General features: G+C 69.5%; 17 protein-coding genes. 7 read left to right on the top strand and 10 right to left on the bottom strand.

Translation table 11 applies throughout. The features are described from left to right. The first annotated feature begins 3 nt into the window (after positions 1–3). Positions 4–570, top strand: a complete 567-nt coding sequence (locus D457_RS0114200) for a nitrobindin family protein (RefSeq protein ID WP_017581334.1) — start codon at positions 4–6, stop codon at positions 568–570. Positions 571–884: 314 nt separating this feature from the next. Next, on the top strand, positions 885–1904 hold the full coding sequence (ygfZ, locus tag D457_RS0114205) for a CAF17-like 4Fe-4S cluster assembly/insertion protein YgfZ (protein WP_017581335.1): 1020 nt from the start codon (positions 885–887) through the stop codon (positions 1902–1904). A 31-nt stretch (positions 1905–1935) separates the two neighbouring features. On the opposite strand, the gene D457_RS0114210 is transcribed toward ygfZ, so the two are convergent. After that, positions 1936–2724 (bottom strand): DUF4352 domain-containing protein, encoded by a 789-nt coding sequence (locus tag D457_RS0114210; protein WP_083926757.1) that lies wholly within the window; start codon positions 2722–2724, stop codon positions 1936–1938. A 366-nt stretch (positions 2725–3090) separates the two neighbouring features. Here D457_RS0114210 and D457_RS0114215 point away from each other — a divergent pair, with 366 nt between their 5' ends. Further along, positions 3091–5304 carry an Orn/Lys/Arg family decarboxylase gene (locus D457_RS0114215; protein WP_394297046.1) on the top strand — a complete coding sequence of 738 codons (2214 nt, stop codon included), beginning with the start codon at positions 3091–3093 and terminating at the stop codon, positions 5302–5304. An 82-nt stretch (positions 5305–5386) separates the two neighbouring features. On the opposite strand, the gene D457_RS0114220 is transcribed toward D457_RS0114215, so the two are convergent. The 3 genes from D457_RS0114220 to D457_RS0114230 form a co-directional block, all read right to left on the bottom strand. Then, the gene (locus D457_RS0114220) at positions 5387–6100 is read right to left on the bottom strand and encodes a type 1 glutamine amidotransferase (protein ID WP_017581337.1); all 714 of its coding nucleotides are present in this window, start codon (positions 6098–6100) and stop codon (positions 5387–5389) included. Positions 6101–6109: 9 nt separating this feature from the next. Then, positions 6110–7366, bottom strand: coding sequence for a Mur ligase family protein (locus D457_RS0114225; protein WP_017581338.1), 1257 nt, complete (start codon positions 7364–7366; stop codon positions 6110–6112). A gap of 86 nt (positions 7367–7452) precedes the next feature. Then, positions 7453–9651: a hypothetical protein gene (locus D457_RS0114230; protein ID WP_017581339.1), complete on the bottom strand. Its 2199-nt coding sequence runs from the start codon at positions 9649–9651 to the stop codon at positions 7453–7455. A 432-nt stretch (positions 9652–10083) separates the two neighbouring features. Here D457_RS0114230 and D457_RS0114235 point away from each other — a divergent pair, with 432 nt between their 5' ends. From D457_RS0114235 to D457_RS0114250, 4 genes are all read left to right on the top strand, one after another. Beyond that, positions 10084–10572 carry a hypothetical protein gene (locus tag D457_RS0114235; RefSeq protein ID WP_239646103.1) on the top strand — a complete coding sequence of 163 codons (489 nt, stop codon included), beginning with the start codon at positions 10084–10086 and terminating at the stop codon, positions 10570–10572. A gap of 190 nt (positions 10573–10762) precedes the next feature. Beyond that, complete coding sequence (locus D457_RS0114240) at positions 10763–11308, top strand: hypothetical protein (RefSeq protein WP_017581341.1); 546 nt, start codon at positions 10763–10765, stop codon at positions 11306–11308. Further along, on the top strand, positions 11305–11850 hold the full coding sequence (locus D457_RS0114245; RefSeq protein WP_017581342.1) for a hypothetical protein: 546 nt from the start codon (positions 11305–11307) through the stop codon (positions 11848–11850). Before D457_RS0114240 ends, D457_RS0114245 begins: the two co-directional genes overlap by 4 nt. Beyond that, the gene (locus D457_RS0114250) at positions 11826–12341 is read left to right on the top strand and encodes a hypothetical protein (protein ID WP_017581343.1); all 516 of its coding nucleotides are present in this window, start codon (positions 11826–11828) and stop codon (positions 12339–12341) included. Before D457_RS0114245 ends, D457_RS0114250 begins: the two co-directional genes overlap by 25 nt. A 90-nt stretch (positions 12342–12431) precedes the next feature. Here the strand turns inward: D457_RS0114250 and D457_RS0114255 are convergent, their stop codons facing one another. From D457_RS0114255 to D457_RS0114275, 6 genes are all read right to left on the bottom strand, one after another. Next, on the bottom strand, positions 12432–12737 hold the full coding sequence (locus tag D457_RS0114255; protein ID WP_017581344.1) for a DUF1416 domain-containing protein: 306 nt from the start codon (positions 12735–12737) through the stop codon (positions 12432–12434). Further along, a complete protein-coding gene (locus D457_RS0114260; protein WP_017581345.1) occupies positions 12734–13579 on the bottom strand; it encodes a sulfurtransferase in 846 nt (281 codons plus the stop codon). Before D457_RS0114260 ends, D457_RS0114255 begins: the two co-directional genes overlap by 4 nt. A gap of 369 nt (positions 13580–13948) precedes the next feature. Continuing rightward, positions 13949–14035: a putative leader peptide gene (locus D457_RS37815; RefSeq protein WP_355267795.1), complete on the bottom strand. Its 87-nt coding sequence runs from the start codon at positions 14033–14035 to the stop codon at positions 13949–13951. 100 nt (positions 14036–14135) lie between these two features. Beyond that, positions 14136–14459: a TlpA family protein disulfide reductase gene (locus D457_RS0114265; RefSeq protein ID WP_017581346.1), complete on the bottom strand. Its 324-nt coding sequence runs from the start codon at positions 14457–14459 to the stop codon at positions 14136–14138. Next, positions 14459–15157: an LmeA family phospholipid-binding protein gene (locus D457_RS0114270; RefSeq protein WP_017581347.1), complete on the bottom strand. Its 699-nt coding sequence runs from the start codon at positions 15155–15157 to the stop codon at positions 14459–14461. Before D457_RS0114270 ends, D457_RS0114265 begins: the two co-directional genes overlap by 1 nt. A gap of 243 nt (positions 15158–15400) precedes the next feature. Further along, the gene (locus D457_RS0114275; RefSeq protein ID WP_051072937.1) at positions 15401–16546 is read right to left on the bottom strand and encodes a putative quinol monooxygenase; all 1146 of its coding nucleotides are present in this window, start codon (positions 16544–16546) and stop codon (positions 15401–15403) included. Positions 16547–16605: the final 59 nt, after the last annotated feature.

Here is a 16605-nt window from a genome sequence, read left to right on the forward strand (position 1 = left end):
GTTATGGACGCTGAGGTACACCCCGATCTGGAGAAACTGTCGTTCCTGTTCGGGCGCTGGGAGGGCGTCGGCGTCGCCGGTTACGCCGACGAGGAAGAGCTCCAGTTCGGACAGGAGGTCGAGTTCACCGTCAGGGACGGTGCGCCCTATCTGGACTACCGGAGCAGGGCCTGGCGGATGAAGGCCGACGGAACGCTCGGTGAGCTCATCACGGAGGAGTCCGGCTACTGGCGCGCCCTGTCCGAGGAGGACAGCGCCACCTACGCCAAGGACGACGACAAGAACATCATCCACCTGGAAGTTCTGGTCGCCCACAACGAGGGCTTCATCGAGTCCTACCTGGGCAACGTGTTCGCGAACCGGGTGGAGATGGCCACCAACGCGGTGATGCACACCATCACCGGCCTGGAGGTCCAGGCCTCGCACCGCCTCTACGGGCTGTTCGGTGACAACCGCGACACCCTGGGCTACGCCTGGGACCTGGCCGCGCGCGGCCACGACCTGCGCTCGTACATGTCGGCGCAGCTAAAGAAGGTCAACGGCAAGCAGTCAGACTCTGACAGCGAGTAGTCGTTCAGGGCAGAGACGAACCCCGGGCTGTCTTCCGCATCGCGCGGAGCCGGTCGGACAAGGTCCGGCAGCCCGGGGTTCGGGTGTCCGTCAGGGATTCGCACGAGCGACGTCGAGCGAATGCTCAGCGTCGCCCTAGCGGACGGCCACCTCGCCAGTCCTAGAGTCAATCATTTCTCGGACCACCTCCTTTCCTGCGTGCCTCCGAAGGTACGTCCCGTGGCGGGGGTGGGGCAAATGTTTTTTCGTGATCTGAATCCCCAGGTCACAGGGGTGCTCTCCAGGCCTTCCGCGGGCCGGATAACCTCACTGGTATGACTTCGCCGCTGCTGACCACACCCGGTGCCGTGAGCGCCGACAGCCCCGACTCCGACGTCGCCGCGCACTACGGCGACCCCTCGCACGAAGCCCGCGCCATGGAGCGCTCCAGCGCCTGGGTCGACCGGAGCAACCGGGGCGTGGTCCGGGTGAGCGGGCCCGACCGCCTGGGCTGGCTCAACGACATCACCAGCCAGCTAACCCGGGACCTGACCCCCGGTACGGCCACCGAGGCACTGGTCCTGGACACCCGCGGGCACCTGCGCCACCACCTGTCCCTGGTGGACGACGGCGAGGCGACGTGGGTGCACACCGAGCCCGGCGGCGGCCCCGGACTGGCGGAGTTCCTGGACTCCATGGTGTTCATGCTGCGGGTGGAGGTCCAGGATCTCTCCGACTCCTACTCCGTGCTCACGGTGCTGGGCCCGGAGCGCTCGCGGGTGGCGGGTGCGGTCGAGGACGTGCCGAGCCGGCAGGCCGGGGACGAGATCGACCTGTTCGTGCCCTCCGAGAGCCTGGTGGCGACCGCGGAGAAGCTCACCGCGGCCGGGTCCCGTCCGGCGGGCATGTGGCCCTACGAGGCCCACCGGATCGCCGCGCACCGCGCCCGGCCCGGACTGGACTCGGACGAGCGCTCCATCCCGCACGAGATGAACTGGATCGGCTCCGCGGTGCACCTGGAGAAGGGCTGCTACCCGGGCCAGGAGACGGTGGCGCGGGTGCACAACCTGGGCCGCCCGCCGCGCCGCCTGGTGATGCTGCACCTGGACGGGACCGCCGAGCGGCTGCCCGCGCTGGGCAGCGACATCGAGCTGGGCGGGCGCAAGGTCGGCCGGGTGGGCACCTCCGCCCGCCACCACGAGCTGGGCCCGATCGCCCTCGGCCTGGTCAAGCGCACCGCCCCGGTGGACGCGGACCTGGTGGTCGACGGCATCGCCGCGGGCCAGGAGGTCGTGGTGGACCCGGACACCGGTGCCAACGCCAACCTCGACGACTTCCGCCGCAAGCCCCGGTAGCCGGGGCGGAGCCGGAGCACGGACGCAGGCGTCAGCCGGGGCGCAGGTCGCTCTGACCCGCCACCAGGACGTGCGCGAACTCGGTGCCGACCGGCACCAGGAACATGATGTGCGTGGTGACCCTCTCGCCCGGATCGATCTCGAACCAGAAGTAGTCGTAGGCCACGGTGTGCTCGGCGTCGATGTCGTTGACGAACCGCCGGCCGTCGGTGGTGGTGCCCACGGTGCCGGAGCTGTCGAAGATCACCGGGGACGAACCCTCGTTGGTGACGTTGAGCCGGTAGATGTGGTACTCCCAGCCCGCGGGCGCCTCAGCGTAGGAGCCCGTGCCGTTGGTGATGGTCGGGTCGGTGTAGGCCGTCTCGACCACCACCCGGAAGACGCCCACCGACGTGGTGGACCCGTCGTAGGCGGAGGGCGGTACGGATTCCGGCTCGGCCGCCGCTGGTTCCTCGGGATCCGCGGGCTCCGGAGCTGGGCTCGGCTCGGGCGCGGGCTCCGGCCCGCCCTCCTCCGACCCCTCGGCGCCCTCAACCGCCCCAGGCTCATCTGAGGGCTCGGGAACGGGCTCCTCCGAAGGCGGGGGCGCGGGCTCCTCGGGTTCCTCCGCGGGTTCGGATTCCTCGGCGGGTGCGGGCGCCGCGGCCGGTTCGTCCTCGCCGAGCACCACCCGCGCGTCCGGCACGGTCACCACGCTCAGCGCGATCAGGGTGACCGCGCACACCGCACCGGCGAGCAGGACCGCGACAGGGATGGCCAGGGTGCGCACCGCCGCGGCGATTCGACCCGGTGGCGCCGCACGAGGCTGCTGCTTACTCATACACCTATGACGAACGCCACCCGCCCGGCATTCCTGGCTGGCCCGCGCCACAGCAGACGGGCGGCCCCGCCGGGCCTCGAATCGGTGGTCCCGCCGCAGCGGAGTGAGGCTGCCCTCGGCAGGGAGTCAACCGGAGCGGGTCACCCCGTCCCGCATCCGAAACCAAGGCCCACCATCGCAAAATGTCACAGAAAGCATAATAACCAACCCAAAACGCGATAAGCATCAAAAACAACACAAAGCAAAAATGATGCCCCAAAAAGCAATGGCCCCAACTATGGTTGATATGCAACCCAGGGGGGAAGAAAACATTTGACGAACCCCATCCCCCTTCACAACCCCGGGGAATTCTTGCGCTTCAGACAAGTGCTCATCACAAGTCCGAACGAACACAGGTTTCACGACGTGGCCCAGGCCCTGGCAGAGCGGGGTTTCGCGGTCACCTGGGCCGATTGCGCGGAGGACGTTCGAAGAAGACCGGAGGTGATATCGAGTGCGGCCGCCATCGTGGTCGACACCGACGAGACTCCGGAACACAGGACACAGAACGCTTGGCCGACGCTACTCGAACGCATGGCACGCTGGCGACCCGGTGTTCCCGTCTTCCTCGCACCACCCCCGACGGAAACGGATCTGGCCCCGCTCTTCCCCGGCCACACTTTCTTCGGCTACATCCTCCCGGAGGAGGACACCCCTGATTTCATCGCCGGGAGAATCAGAGCGGCGGTCGATGATTCAAGGTCACCCCACCTCCCCCCGTTCTTTCAAGCCCTCATGGAATTCGACCAGGGAAAAGCATATTCCTGGCACACGCCTGGCCATGCCGGTGGCGTCGCCTTCCTCAAGTCAGCTGTGGGCCGCACCTTCTTCGAGTACTACGGAGAGAAACTCTTCCGCACGGACCTCTCGATCTCGGCCCCGGGACTGGGCTCCCTTCTCGACCACCAAGGAGCGATCGGCGAGGCGGAACGCAACGCCGCTCGGGTGTTCGGTTCCGACTTCACCTTCTTCGTCCTCAACGGCACGTCGTCAGCAGACCGGATCGTCGGCCACCACTGCCTGGGCCCCGAAGACAGGGTTCTGATCGACCGCAACTGCCACAAGGCGATCGTGCACACTCTCGTCATCAGCGGCGCACGGCCCGAGTACATGCTCCCCACCCGCAACAGCCTGGGGCTGATCGGCCCCGTGCCACCAGCACGGCTGACCGCTTCGGACTCGGCCCCGGAAAACCTCGCGCCACTGGCCGTCGTGACCAACTCGACCTACGACGGAGTGTGCTACGACGCCGTCTGGGTCAGCGAACTCCTGTCCCGCTCCACCGGCAGGGTGCACTTCGACGAGGCGTGGTTCGGCTACGCGCACTTCCATCCCCTCTACCGAGGGCGATACGGCATGGCCGTGCACCACGAGTCCTTCCCCGGCAGGGACAGACCGACGGTGTTCACCACGCAATCCACCCACAAGGTACTTTCAGCGCTCTCCCAGAGCGCCATGCTGCACGTGCGTTCGGCCCCGCGCGAACCCGTGGACGCGGAACAACTGAACGAGACCTACGTGATGCACGCCAGCACCTCACCGCTCTACCCGATGATCGCCTCACTCGACGTGGCCGCGGGGATGATGGACGGGCCAGCAGGCCGACACCTGGTCGATGACGCCATACGTGAGGCGGTTCGCTTCCGACAGACCTTCCTGGGGCTGCGCAAGTCCCTGACCGAGGACGCCCCGCGTTGGTTCTTCGACCTGTGGCAGCCCCCGGAGGTCCGCGATCCCTCCTCCGGAGCCGCTCTGCCCTTCGCCGAGGCACCTCTGGAACTCCTCGTGTCCGAACGCGGTTGCTGGGAACTCGAACCCGGCGCTGACTGGCACGGTTTCGAGGGGTTGGAGAGCGGCTACTGCATGCTCGACCCCCTCAAGGTCACCATCGTGTGCCCGGGCGCGCGCTTCGGCGGGGACCAGGGCACCTGGGGGATCCCGGCGCCGGTGCTCGCCGCATTCTTAGAGGCCCAGCGCATCCTTGTGGAGAAGACCAGCGCCTATACGATCCTCGTCCTGTTCTCCCTGGGCAACACCCGCGCCAAGAGCCTGGGCCTGCTCAAAGCACTCGAGCGCTTCAAGGACCTGTACGACAACAACGCCCCGTTGAACGATGTCCTACCCCAGCTGGTCGGACGGCACCCTTCACGGTACGCCGGATTGACCCTGCCCCAGCTGTGTGCCGGGCTGCACGGGCACTACACGAGTGAGAACCTGACCCGGCTGTTGGACAGGGCGTTCACCGAACTCCCGGAAGCTCCGCTGACACCGGCGGAGTGCCACCGCAGGATCAGCCTGGGTGAGGTGGAACAGGTCCCGCTGGCGCAGGCAGCGGACCGGATCTCGGCCTCCACCATCGTGGTGACGCCTCCGGGTATCCCCCTGATACTGCCAGGAGAACGGACTGGACCCGCAGAAGGGCCACGGCTGCGCTACTTGAGGGCCTTGGAAGAGCAGGAGCGCTCTTTCCCTGGTTTCAGCACCGGCGTGCACGGAGTCGAACGCAACGGTGAGCACACGATCAAGTGCCTGCCTCGCTGAGCGTCCCGACCCGATGTGCGCAAAGGACTAAGCCCGGTAGGGGAAGTTCCCGTACCGGGCTCACTGTCGTCCGACGACTCGGCTACCGCAGGGCGGCGGCTAGGCGCTCGTCGTGCAGGCGCTCGCCCCAGGACGGGGGCAGCGGGTTCAGCTGGCCCACACGCCAGCGCAGCAGCAGGTCGGCCAGCTGCGGGTTGCGCGGCAGGGCCGGGCCGTGCAGGTAGGTGCCCAGGACCTGGCCCTGGTAGGCGCCCTCGGTGCGGTCGTCGTTGCCGATGCCCTTCACCGTGGTGGACAGCGGACGGGCCTGCGGGCCGATCTCGGTGCGGCCCTGGTGGTTCTCGAAACCGGTGATCCGGCCCACCCCCAGGGAGGGGTCGACATCGGCGACGATCTCGCCCACGGCACGGGTCTGGCCCCGGTTGCTGCGGATGTCGATGATGCCCACGCCCGGGAGCGGGTTGGCCTCGTCGTCGCCGTAGCTCTCACCGATGATCTGGTAGCCCGCGCAGACCGCGAACACGCACGCGCCGCGCGCGGCGGCCCGGGCCAGTCCGCCGTCGGCGCGCAGCCGCTCGGCGGCCAGGATCTGCGGCCGGTCCTCGCCGCCGCCGAGCAGGTAGATGTCGCCCTGCTCGGGCACCGGGTCACTGGAGTGGACGTGCACGATCTCGGTGGGGATGCCGCGCAGTTCGGCGCGGCGCTTGAGGATCAGGACGTTGCCCTGGTCCCCGTAGGTGCTGAGCAGGTCGGGGTAGATCCACACGATCCGCAGGGCGCTGCTGGTGTTCGACATGGGTCTCTCCTACTGGACGCGGCCGTACGCCGTGCGGATCTGCTGGAAGGCTGTGTAGTTGGCGATGACGTCGACCTTGGTGATGTCGGGCTGCTCGACCTTGAGCCGGCCCAGCACCTCGTCCACGCGGTCGGCGGTCTCGAAGGGCACCCCGTCGGTCTCCAGGCGCAGCGCGAGGTCCGTGCGGCGCTCGCCCATGACGAACACCCTGCGGTCGCGCAGCACCGTGTAGTCCACGTCCCAGAGCCAGGAGGTGTCCTTGCCGTCGGGGATCTGCGCGTTGACCCCGAGGATCACGGGGACACGTGGCGGGTCCAGGACTGCGAAGGACTCCAGCCACCCGGCCGGGTTCTTGGCGAGCAGCAGGCGGACCTCGACGCCCATGGTGACCACCGAGGTGTAGCGACCGGCCACCGAGGTGACCTCGCGCAACCGTTCGAGGGTGCGCTCGGGGTGCATACCGTACCCGGCGGCGGTGGCCGCCGCGATCGCGGCGTTGGCGCGGTTCGCGTCCCCGGGCAGGTTCATCCGGAGCTTGAGCTCCTGGCCGTCGGGGGCGACCAGGGTGTCGTTGGCGTTGTCCACCGCCCACGTGGCCCGGGGCCGGGCCAGGCCGCACTCGGGGCACTCCCAGTGCGGGTCGACGTCGCGCTTGAGGTGACCCCCGCACTCGGGGCAGCACCAGGAGTCCTCCTTCCAGCGCTGACCGGCCGACACCCAGGTGGCGTTCGGGGCGCCCAGCCCCGCCCAGGCCACGAGCGGGTCGTCGGCGTTGGCGATGACGTGGGTGTCGGTCTGCGCCAGAGCGGTGCGCCACTTCTTCGCGAGCAGGTTGATCTCCGAGGCGCGGTCCATCTGGTCGCGGCTCAGGTTCATCAGGACCACGAAGGAGGGGTTGGTGGCCTTGAGGACCTGCGGGAGGTACTTCTCGTCCACCTCCAGCACACCGTTGACCGCCGACTTGTTGTCGGACAGCGCCGTGATGTGCCCGGTGGGCATGTTCGCGCCGTACTCGTTGGTGGCCACGTCACCGAACTCGCGCAGGGCCTGCGCGATGAGCCGGGTGGTGGTCGTCTTGCCGTTGGTGGCGCTGACCAGGGCCAGGCGGCGGCCCTGGGCGAGCTTGGCGAGCAGGTCCGGTTCCACCTTGAGGGCGACGCGCCCCCCGATGACGGAGCCGTCTCCGCGTCCGGTGGCCCTGGACAGGCTCGCTGCGCTCCTGCCCAGTACCGAGGCCAGTTGGGCGCGCAAGGGAAGCTCGCTCATCATTTCTCCACGATCGCTAGATCACCCGCACGGACGCGCTTCGGCGGCGGGCGATGTGTCGGGCCAAGCCTATTGTCCACCGGCCCTCAGACCCGCCAGTCCAAACGCTCGGGTGGCGGCCCGAGGTTGGGCGGGACCTGATCCGGGTCGATCCGGTCCACGGCTCCGACCGATTTCGGGACTGCGGGTCCGTCGGCCTTGCCGAAACCCCCTGCTGTGTCGGCCGGGGGTCTGCCGTCAGGAGCGATGATCCGGGGTCTGCCGGTCTCGGAGCCCGGCTCGGGGCTCTCCCGGCGAGCCGGGTTCTTGGCGGCCGGTCCGGTGGCACCACTGTGCCCAACGTCCCCGCCGGTACAGGTGTTCCGGGAGTCTTCCACCGTGGCCAGTGTGGCCGTGGACAGGGTGAGGATACCCGGATTGGTGTCCGTGACGACCGGCCCGTCCGGGGCCAGGACGAGGGCGGCCGTGGACGGCAGCTCGCGCAGCGCCTCGGCGTCCAGTCCGGTGCCGCGGACGCTCGGCCCCGCCTCCGCGTCGGCGCTGACGGGGGTGTCGAGCTCCGCGGCCTGGGCTGTTGCCCGCCCCCAGGCCGTGGCGGATCTCACATGACGGACCAGGTCGAGCGGGGCGATCGCGGCGGTGGCGTTGCGGATCACCGCACCGGACTCGGTGTGCGGGGAGGGGAAGAGGAGGTCGTCGTCGGCGCCCTCCTCGGCTTCGGCGCCGTCCGGTTCGGCGACCGTTCCGCCCACCGCGGCACCGATGACCTCGGTGAGCCGGTGCACCTCCAGGCGCTGCGGGTCGCCCTCGGCGGGCCGGGGCACCGCCGCGACCGCGTCGGCGACCTCAGCCGCACCGCTGTGCTGGGCCATCACGACCGGCAGGCAGGAGGGGTCGGAGAAGCGTTCCAGAGCGGCGGGGACGGCGGTGCGGAACATCAGGACCACCTCGACCCCGCCCTCCGCCGCGGCGGCCAACACCTGGTCCACCTCCTCGGCCGGGAGCGTCTCGGCCCCGCAGACCACCACGCTGCGGGTGCGGTCGGGCCGCACCCGGGGCGCCCGGACGCCGACGGAGACCGGTTCGGGCACCCGGGCCTCCAACAGTTCGCTGAGCGCGGCCACGGCGTAGGTCCCGTAGACGCGGGCCGCGGTCTGCCCCGAGGCGCGGTCCGTGGAGATGATTTTGACCTGCGCGTAGGCGCCGTCGTCGGCTCTGGTGCCGACCGCTTCGAAGGGGCTGAGCCGGTTCTCCAGCGCCCAGGCGCGTTCACGCACACCGGGGTCGTCGGCGCAGCGCTCCCGCACCCGGGCGCGCTCGCGCTGGGTGAGCAGAGCCAGGGCCGGGTCGTCCTCAGCGGCGTCCTCCTCAGGGGTCACCAGGGCGCGCAGGCCGCCGATGAGCCGGGCGATGCCCACGTCCGGGCCGAGCACCTCCAGCAGCCGCAGCAGCAGGGTTTCGTCCGCGTCCACCTCCTCCAGCTGGCCGGAGGCGGCGGCGACCGCGGACAGGATTCTGGCGCGCTGCCCGGCGTCCAGGTTGGTGCCCAGGGTCATTCGGGGCAGGTCGGCGGGGAGCACCCACTGTCTGGGCTGCACGGCACAGCGCCGGGCCAGGCGGACGAGTTCGCGGGCGACCGCGTGGCCGGTGAGGTCCACGACGGTGAGGTCGCCGCCCTCACGGAGCCGTGAGACCCCGATGGTGGTGAGCAGCGCCGACCAGCCAGCGTCGGTGCCGCCGACCACGATCACCGCCGAGGTCCCGGGCGGCACGGTCATTCCGTACCAGCGCGGCTGCGCCTCGTAGGCGCGCGCGGCGGCCTGCCACTCGGTGTACCGGCGTGCGTGTTCGCGCTGCTGGTCGTGCAGGGCCCGCTCCCGTTCGGCCCGTTCCTGCTCCAGCCGCTCCTTGGCGCGTTCGAGTCTGGCCGCCACGACCTGCCTGCTCTGCACGAGTGCGAAGACCACAGGCGCCGCGATCGCCATGCAGGCGAAAACCCCGCCCAAAGCCAGGCTGCCCGGGAGGATGCGCAGGCTCCACAGCAGCGGGCAGAGCAGGGCGAACAGCCCGAGCCCGCCCAGGGCGAAGTAGAGCGGCCGGTTGGTCTGCTTCTCGCTGTCGAGCTGCCCGGCGATCCACTCCTCGCTGAGGGTCTCCGCGTCCGTCGGCGCGGGGCGGCGCGGGGCGGGTCCCGGCGGCGGCAGCACGACCTTGTACCGCCAACCGAGGTAGGTGCCACCTCGGGGCGTGCTGGCCGCGGCCGCCGACGACCGTGGTGTGGGCACCGTCCGAACACCTCCTGACCGGCGGCGGAGAGGGACCGCCGGGGATTCCTTCACGCGGGGCTCCGGCCGGGGGGCGGAGCTGGGGCTGGGAAGCCAACACCCGGCGTGCTTGCCACAGACCGCGTCCGCCCGCCGGGACGGACACGGGGGGTGCCCGGCCGCTGCCGGACGACGTGGCCTTGATCATCAGTGAATCAGGGCGGACCACCGCTTTCCAGCCCCGAGCCCCCACCTGTGGAAAACCCGCCCCCACCTCGTACGCCGCCCCCCGCACCGGCGCGTCCGATGTTTACCTGTCACCAACCGGGCATGGGAACAGGGGACAGAGAAACCCCCGAACCCTTCACTCCGAGGAAGTGAACCCCCATCACGGAACCGATCCTGTCCGGCCCGGTCCTGACCTACCTGCCCCTGGGAACCGCGGTCCTGCTGTTGGCCGCAGCGGGCACCTGTATGGGCCTGGGGGCCCGCTGGGACCGCCTGCGCGGCCGCCCGAAGTGGAAGCAGCGGGAACTGGCCGCCCAGGCTCCCCCGCGCGCGGACCGCCGTCGAGCCAGGCCGTATCTGCGTTCCGGCGAGACCGCCCCCGACCCCGAACTGGCCCGCCTGACGGTCGCCACCGCCCGGGAGGACCTCCGCGTGTGGGAGAACCCCTGGCAGCAGTTCGGGTACTTCCTGTTCATCGCGGCGATGCTGTTCAACATCACCCACATGACCGTGAACGGGAACGCCTCCGCGGGTGTCCTGTACGTGTTCCTGCCCGTGATCGCGGCACTGGCCGTGCACCACCCCCTGACGCGGCGCCGTGCCGTGCCCCGCGCCCGCCGGGCGATCGAGGCCAACGAGGAACTCGCCGCACAGGCCCCGGGCCCACCCGACGGCGGCAGGGACGCCTGGGAACAGTTCCGCAAGCCCTACTGACCACGGACACCACTGGCAGGTGAGCGCACATGACACTCCTGCAGATCCTCCTCATGTCCGTTCTGTTCGGACTCGCGGTAGCGATACCCGTCTGCGGCGCCCTGGGGCTGCGCTGGCGCATCCGCCGCGGCAAGCCCTCGGCCTCACGCCCGTGGTCGAAACCGATCCGAACGGAGAGAGGTGACCCCAAATGGTGGATCTGGTGGCGCAGGTACTGGTCATCGTCCTCGCTCTCGGCTTCTTCGCGGCCTTCCTGGTGACGGTCGTGCTGTCACGCAGATGGCTCAGGGAGCACGGTGAACCGGAGGAACCCCCGCTCATCGACCCCGAACTGACCCGCTTCGGCACCCCTTTCTCCGAGATCCGGACCAGGGCGGCCCGGCTCGTCCGGGACGGGCGGGCCGCGGACGATCCGGCTACGGCCTTCGTGGCCCACCGGCTCGCCGAGCGGGAACTACCGCTGCGCGAGAACCCCTGGCGGTCCCGTGGCTACGTGCTCCTGCCGATAGCCCAGACGCCGATGATCATCCACCAAGGCCTCACCACGGCTGACAGTGCCGTATTCTCCCTGGGATTCTTGGCCGCCGTCCTGGGTCTGACGGTCGTCTTCGGTGTCCTGGCGGAGCGGCACGCGCGCAGGCGGCGTGCGAACGCCGAACTCGCGCTGGAACTCAACCGGGCTCTGGCCGCCGAGTTCGACCGGTCGCGGTCCCACCGGGAGGAGGTACCGGAATGACTTCGATGTCCGAGACGGTTCTGGGCGTGCTGATGGTGCTCTCGGTGGCGGGGGCGCTCGTGTGCACGGTGGCGGGCGTGATCTGGAACCGGCGCCGCGGGTTCACGCCGTTCCAGGTGATGGGGCCGACACGCGGTTTCGGGCACCGTCAGCACCTCGCCGGGCACCGGCGGGAGGGGAACGGTCCGCACATCGCCGAGCGGCACAGGCGCGCCGAACGCCTCATCCGGCGGGGAGAGCGCGCGAAGAGCCCCAGGCTCGCACTGCTCGTCTGCCACTGGGCCGCGCAGAGCTACGATGACTGGGAGAACCCCTGGGCTGCCTGGAACGCGGTGTTCCTGGCGCCGCTGTTCGGCGGGTTCCTCGCCATGACCGACCGACTCGCCCCGCTTCCCGCGCTGGTCACGGCCGCGGTGCTCCTCGTTGCGGGGTCGGCCCTGCCGGTCTACCGAATACACGTGCTGCGGCGGAGCGCCTGGGCGATCGAGACCAACCGCGACCTGGCGAAGGAGTTCCCGTGCCCGGACACATCCTCGCGCTGAAGCTGATCCCCCTAGTCTTCCTCACCGCCGCCTTCGTCTGCATGCTGCTGGCATTCCTCTGGAACCGGCGCGGGCAGCGCACCGACTGGAGCGATCGGGCTCTGGCCCGTCAGGCTCCGATCAGCACGGAGAGGAACCGGGTCAGCCTGTACCTGCGCCACGGCGCGGCGGCGCCGGACCCCGAGCTGGCCCACCTGACCGTCAGGGTGGCCGAGGACCTGCGCCGTCGGCTGGAGAACCCCTGGTACCACACGGGGATAGGCCTGTTCGTGTTCGGCAGCGCCCTGCACCTGGTCATCAACGCCCAGGACTGGGGTGTCCCCGTCCTGATGTGGTTCGGGTTCGCGGCGGTCGTCCCCGTCTTCTACGCCGCCTTCTACCGGCGAGTGATGCTCGACCGCGCTGACCGGGCGCTGGCGGCCAACCGGGAGCTGGCCGAGCGGTACGTAATGCCGGAGGAGGAGCCCGCGCCTCCGCCCCGGGAGCGCTGAAACCCGGCAGCCTCCGGGCAACGCGAACGGCGCCGGTACCGGACGGATCGCTCCGTCGGCACCGGCGCCGTTCGCGCTGTGTCCGTTAGGTCAGGCCTGGACCTGGACGTCGATGACCTTGCCGACCTCGGCCTTCACCGCGTACTCGCCGGTGAAGCCCTGGGAGGCCAGTACCCGCACCTTCCAGTCGCCGTCGGCGGCGAAGAAGCGGAAGGTGCCCTCGTCGCCGGTGGCGACCTCGCCGACGAAGTCGTCGGAGTCGTTCAGCAGTCGGGCGTAGGCGCCGCGCAGGGGCTGACCGTCACGGGTCACCGTGCCCTGGATGACCGCCTGGTTGCCAGCGTCGACGTCGGCCAGTGCCACGCCGCCCTCAGGTGCTCCGCAGGTGTCGCTCACTTGGCCTCCGCCTCTCCGAGCTCGACCGGCACGCCCACCAGGGAGCCGTACTCGGTCCACGAGCCGTCGTAGTTCTTGACGTTCTCCAGGCCGACGATCTCGTGCAGGGCGAACCAGGTGTGCGAGGAGCGCTCACCGATCCTGCAGTAGGCGATGATGTCCTTGTCGAGGTCCACCCCGGCCTCGGTGTAGAGCTCGCGCAGCTCTTCGGCGGTCTTGAAGGTGCCGTCCTCGTTGGCCGTCTTGGCCCACGGGATGTTGCGCGCGGTCGGGATGTGGCCCGGGCGCTGCGAGGTCTCCTGCGGCAGGTGCGCGGGGGCCAGCAGCTTGCCGGTGAACTCGTCGGGCGAGCGGACGTCGACCAGGTCCTTGGTGCCGATGGCCTCGACGACCTCGTCGCGGAAGGCGCGGATCGAGGAGTCCTGCTCCTTGGCCTTGTACTCGGTGGCGGACCGCTCCGGGACCTCCTCGACGAGCTCGCGGGAGTCGAGCTCCCACTTCTTGCGGCCGCCGTCAAGCAGACGGACGTTGTCGTGGCCGTAGAGCTTGAAGTACCAGTAGGCGTAGGCCGCGAACCAGTTGTTGTTGCCGCCGTACAGGATGACCTGGTCGTCGTTGCCGATGCCCTTGGCGGACAGCAGCTTCTCGAAACCGGTCTGGTCCACGAAGTCGCGGCGGACGGGGTCCTGGAGGTCCGTCTTCCAGTCGATCTTGACGGCGCCGGGGATATGGCCCTTGTCGTAGGCGGACGTGTCCTCGTCCACCTCGACGAGAACGACGTTGGCGTCGTCCAGGTGAGCCTCCACCCAGTCGGCGTCCACAAGGACGTCGGAGCGGCTCATGGGGAACCTCCTGTGTTCGAAGTGCGGTGTCGCGTGTGCGGTCGGTGCGTCGCGTTCCGGGGGCGCGGTGCCCGGAACAGGGGTCTCAGGCGGCTTCCCCAGCCCTGATCGCTGCTCCGTGGGAACAGATAGGAGAAGGGGAAGCTCTACGCGTGGGGTAGGGCGGTCGCGGCGGTGGCGAGCCGTCCCGGGGCACAGGAGAATGTGACGGAGACAGACCGTCGGCGTGGAGACGAAGCTGGTGAACGTCCGTCGTCGTCCGCCGGGACCTGTGGAGGACCGTCTCCGGAAGGAGGGGTCGTCCCCGTCGTGTGCACGGGAAGGGGCCAGTCGCAGGGAGCGAGCGGGGGCTCGAGGTGCCCGTCCGCCCTAGGGACACGGACAGAGCGCGGCAGCGACGCGGCAGAAGTCCACCGCACGTCGCTTCGTCAGATACGCGCTCGTCAAGGAAGTCACGTCCTAGACGCTACAGGCCGGACCGCGCTCTTGTCACTGGTGTCCTGGATCACAAGATGAGCATTCCATGCTGTGAGACAGGGAAGCGGGCCGACCGGGGTCAGAGCACAACCTCGCCGAGCGCGGCGATCACGTCCGCCTTGCGTGGCTGGCCCCCGGCCCGGAGGACCACCCGGCCGTCCGCGGCGAGCACGAACACCGTAGGGGTTCCCTGGATCTCCCATGCACGCACGAGGTCGAGCCTGGACTCCGCGTCGACCTCCACGTGGGCCACCCCCTCGACCATGCCCGCCACGTCCTCCAGGACACGGCGGGTGGCGCGGCAGGGCTGGCAGAAGGCGCTGGAGAACTGCACGAGCGTGGCTCTCGCACCCAGCTCGGTGCCGAGGGTGTCGGCGCCGAGCTTCTCCGTCGCGGGGGTCATCAGACGGCCTCGGAGCCCATCAGCGGGACGTCCTTGCCGGTGCCGGTGATCTTGAGGCCGCTGGAGGTGGCCTCCATGTCCGTGGCGGTCAGACCGAAGGGCAGCTCGGGCACCTGGGCGCTGAAGGTCAGCATGTTCGTGACCACGCCGTCGACGTCGAAGGGGACGTCGCCGACCTCGACGTCGATCGGGGTCACGTACAGGGTGTCGTCCTCGACGGTGAACTCGCCGCCGGTGGAGACCGAGGTGCTCAGGCCCAGCTCGGGGAAGGCCAGCTCACCGCTGATGCGGGGCTCGCCGTTCTCGGTGCTGATGGTCATGCCCTCGGGCAGATACGGGTTGAAGTAGGTGTAGGGCACCACGAAGGAGCCGTCCACCCGGCCCGCGGTCACCGTGGGCTCGTTCATGAGCTCGCTCAGCGGAGCCTCGACCTCGGAGGCGGTCGCCTCGACCTTCTCGACCGTCACCCCGCCCATGGTGGCGCTGTCCGCCTCGATGTTGACCTCGGTGTAGGTACCGCTGACCACCTGGGGGAGGAAGGCCCAGCCCTCGATCGAGACGTCGGGCTCCTCGGACATCTCCATCTGCTGCGCCAGCCTCTCGGCCAGGGTGTTCTGCGCGAACGAACGCGCTCCGATATCCGCCGCCACGACGAGCACGGCGAGAAGGATCAGGAAGACGACAAGGAACTTACGCATCGGACTCCCAGCACACTTTCTTTGGCTCCGGCGCGGCTCTCGGCTGGGGCATCCGGCCGGTCTCGGTCACACGCCATCGGCACCCGACGGGTGCCGGTCATGAAAAACCTGTAGGGAAGAGTACTTCACCCTGGTTGAGACGCACGGCGCCCGGGGTCGGTTGCGCCCACCGGAGGCTCTCGTGGGCGCGGGACAGCGCTCCGGCCTTCGCCGGAGGGTCGTGCCAACTCGGATAACGCCTGTTCAGCGGGGCATCAGCATGGCGGCGAGGCCGTCGTTGGCGGCTGCGCCGGAGAGGGAGAGTTCGATCACGTTGGTGGCCACCACGTGCGCGGTCAGGCGCCGAGTGAACTCCATGACGTGCGGCTGCTGCTCGTGCTCCTCCTGGGCGAGTTCGTCCCGGTAGATCGCGTAGACGATGCGCTGGAGGGGCGCGCTGGGCACGATGTGCGCGGCGAACAGAAGGGTATCCGGCTCGCGCTTGGCGACCTCGGCGACGACGGCGTTGGCGAGCTGGTCGAACCCGCCGCCCTGGCCTTCGGCGAGCGTGTAGATCGTGATGACGCCACGCAGCTTGCTGGGCGGCGGGGCGGGAGCGTCCGCGTAGAGGTCGTCGTAGGTGTCGGCGTTGCGGCGCTTGCGGCGCACGGGCTCCTCCTGGGGCTCGTCGTCGAGTTCGTCGTCTTCGTCGTCGTACTCGTCGTCGTAGTAGTCGTCGTCATCGTCGTAGAGGTCACGGCGCGGCTTGGCGACCAGTGCCGCGGCACCCCAGAGGGAGGAGATCGCGCCGAGCATCAGCAGCGGACCGAGGGAGCCGAGCCCCATCCGGCCGACCACGACGGAGAGGAGCGCCGCGAGGACGACCAGCCCCAGCACCGAGAGGTCGGCCATGCCGTAACCGCGGGATCCGCGTCGGGCGACGGCGATGATCGCGAGGACGAGGAGGATGGCGACGAAGCCCTGCACGCCGTTGACCAGCGAGCGGGGGATCAGGTCGTAGTGGTCGCCCAGCGGGGGGAAGGCGGTGCCGAACCGGCCGCTGATGCGGTCGACGCTCAGCACCACGAGGGGAACGACGGTCAGGGCGGTGACGAACAGGCGCGCGGTGAAGCGGGCGTTCGGTGAACGGACCGCGTATTCCAGTGCGCCCCAGGCCATGAAGAGCGGGCCTATGAGGCTGACACCGATGTGCAGCAGTCGGAAGGTGAGCTCCCCGAAGTCGAAGAGCACACCGATCACCGCGGCGCTGAGACCGACCGTCACACCGAAGGCGGCGACCAGCCAGGCGATCGCTGCCACACTGGGACGGCGTTGGGCATAAGCGGTCAGCGCGGCGGTGGCGCTCCAGCCCACCAACGCGCTTATGAATGTCAGTCCTACCGTGACCATCTCGACAATGATGCTGCACGACAACGGGTGGATGTGCACCCCGTGCACTTTGGGTGGGA

The sequence above is a fragment of the Nocardiopsis valliformis DSM 45023 genome (assembly GCF_000340985.1).
Classification (GTDB): Bacteria; Actinomycetota; Actinomycetes; order Streptosporangiales; family Streptosporangiaceae; genus Nocardiopsis; species Nocardiopsis exhalans.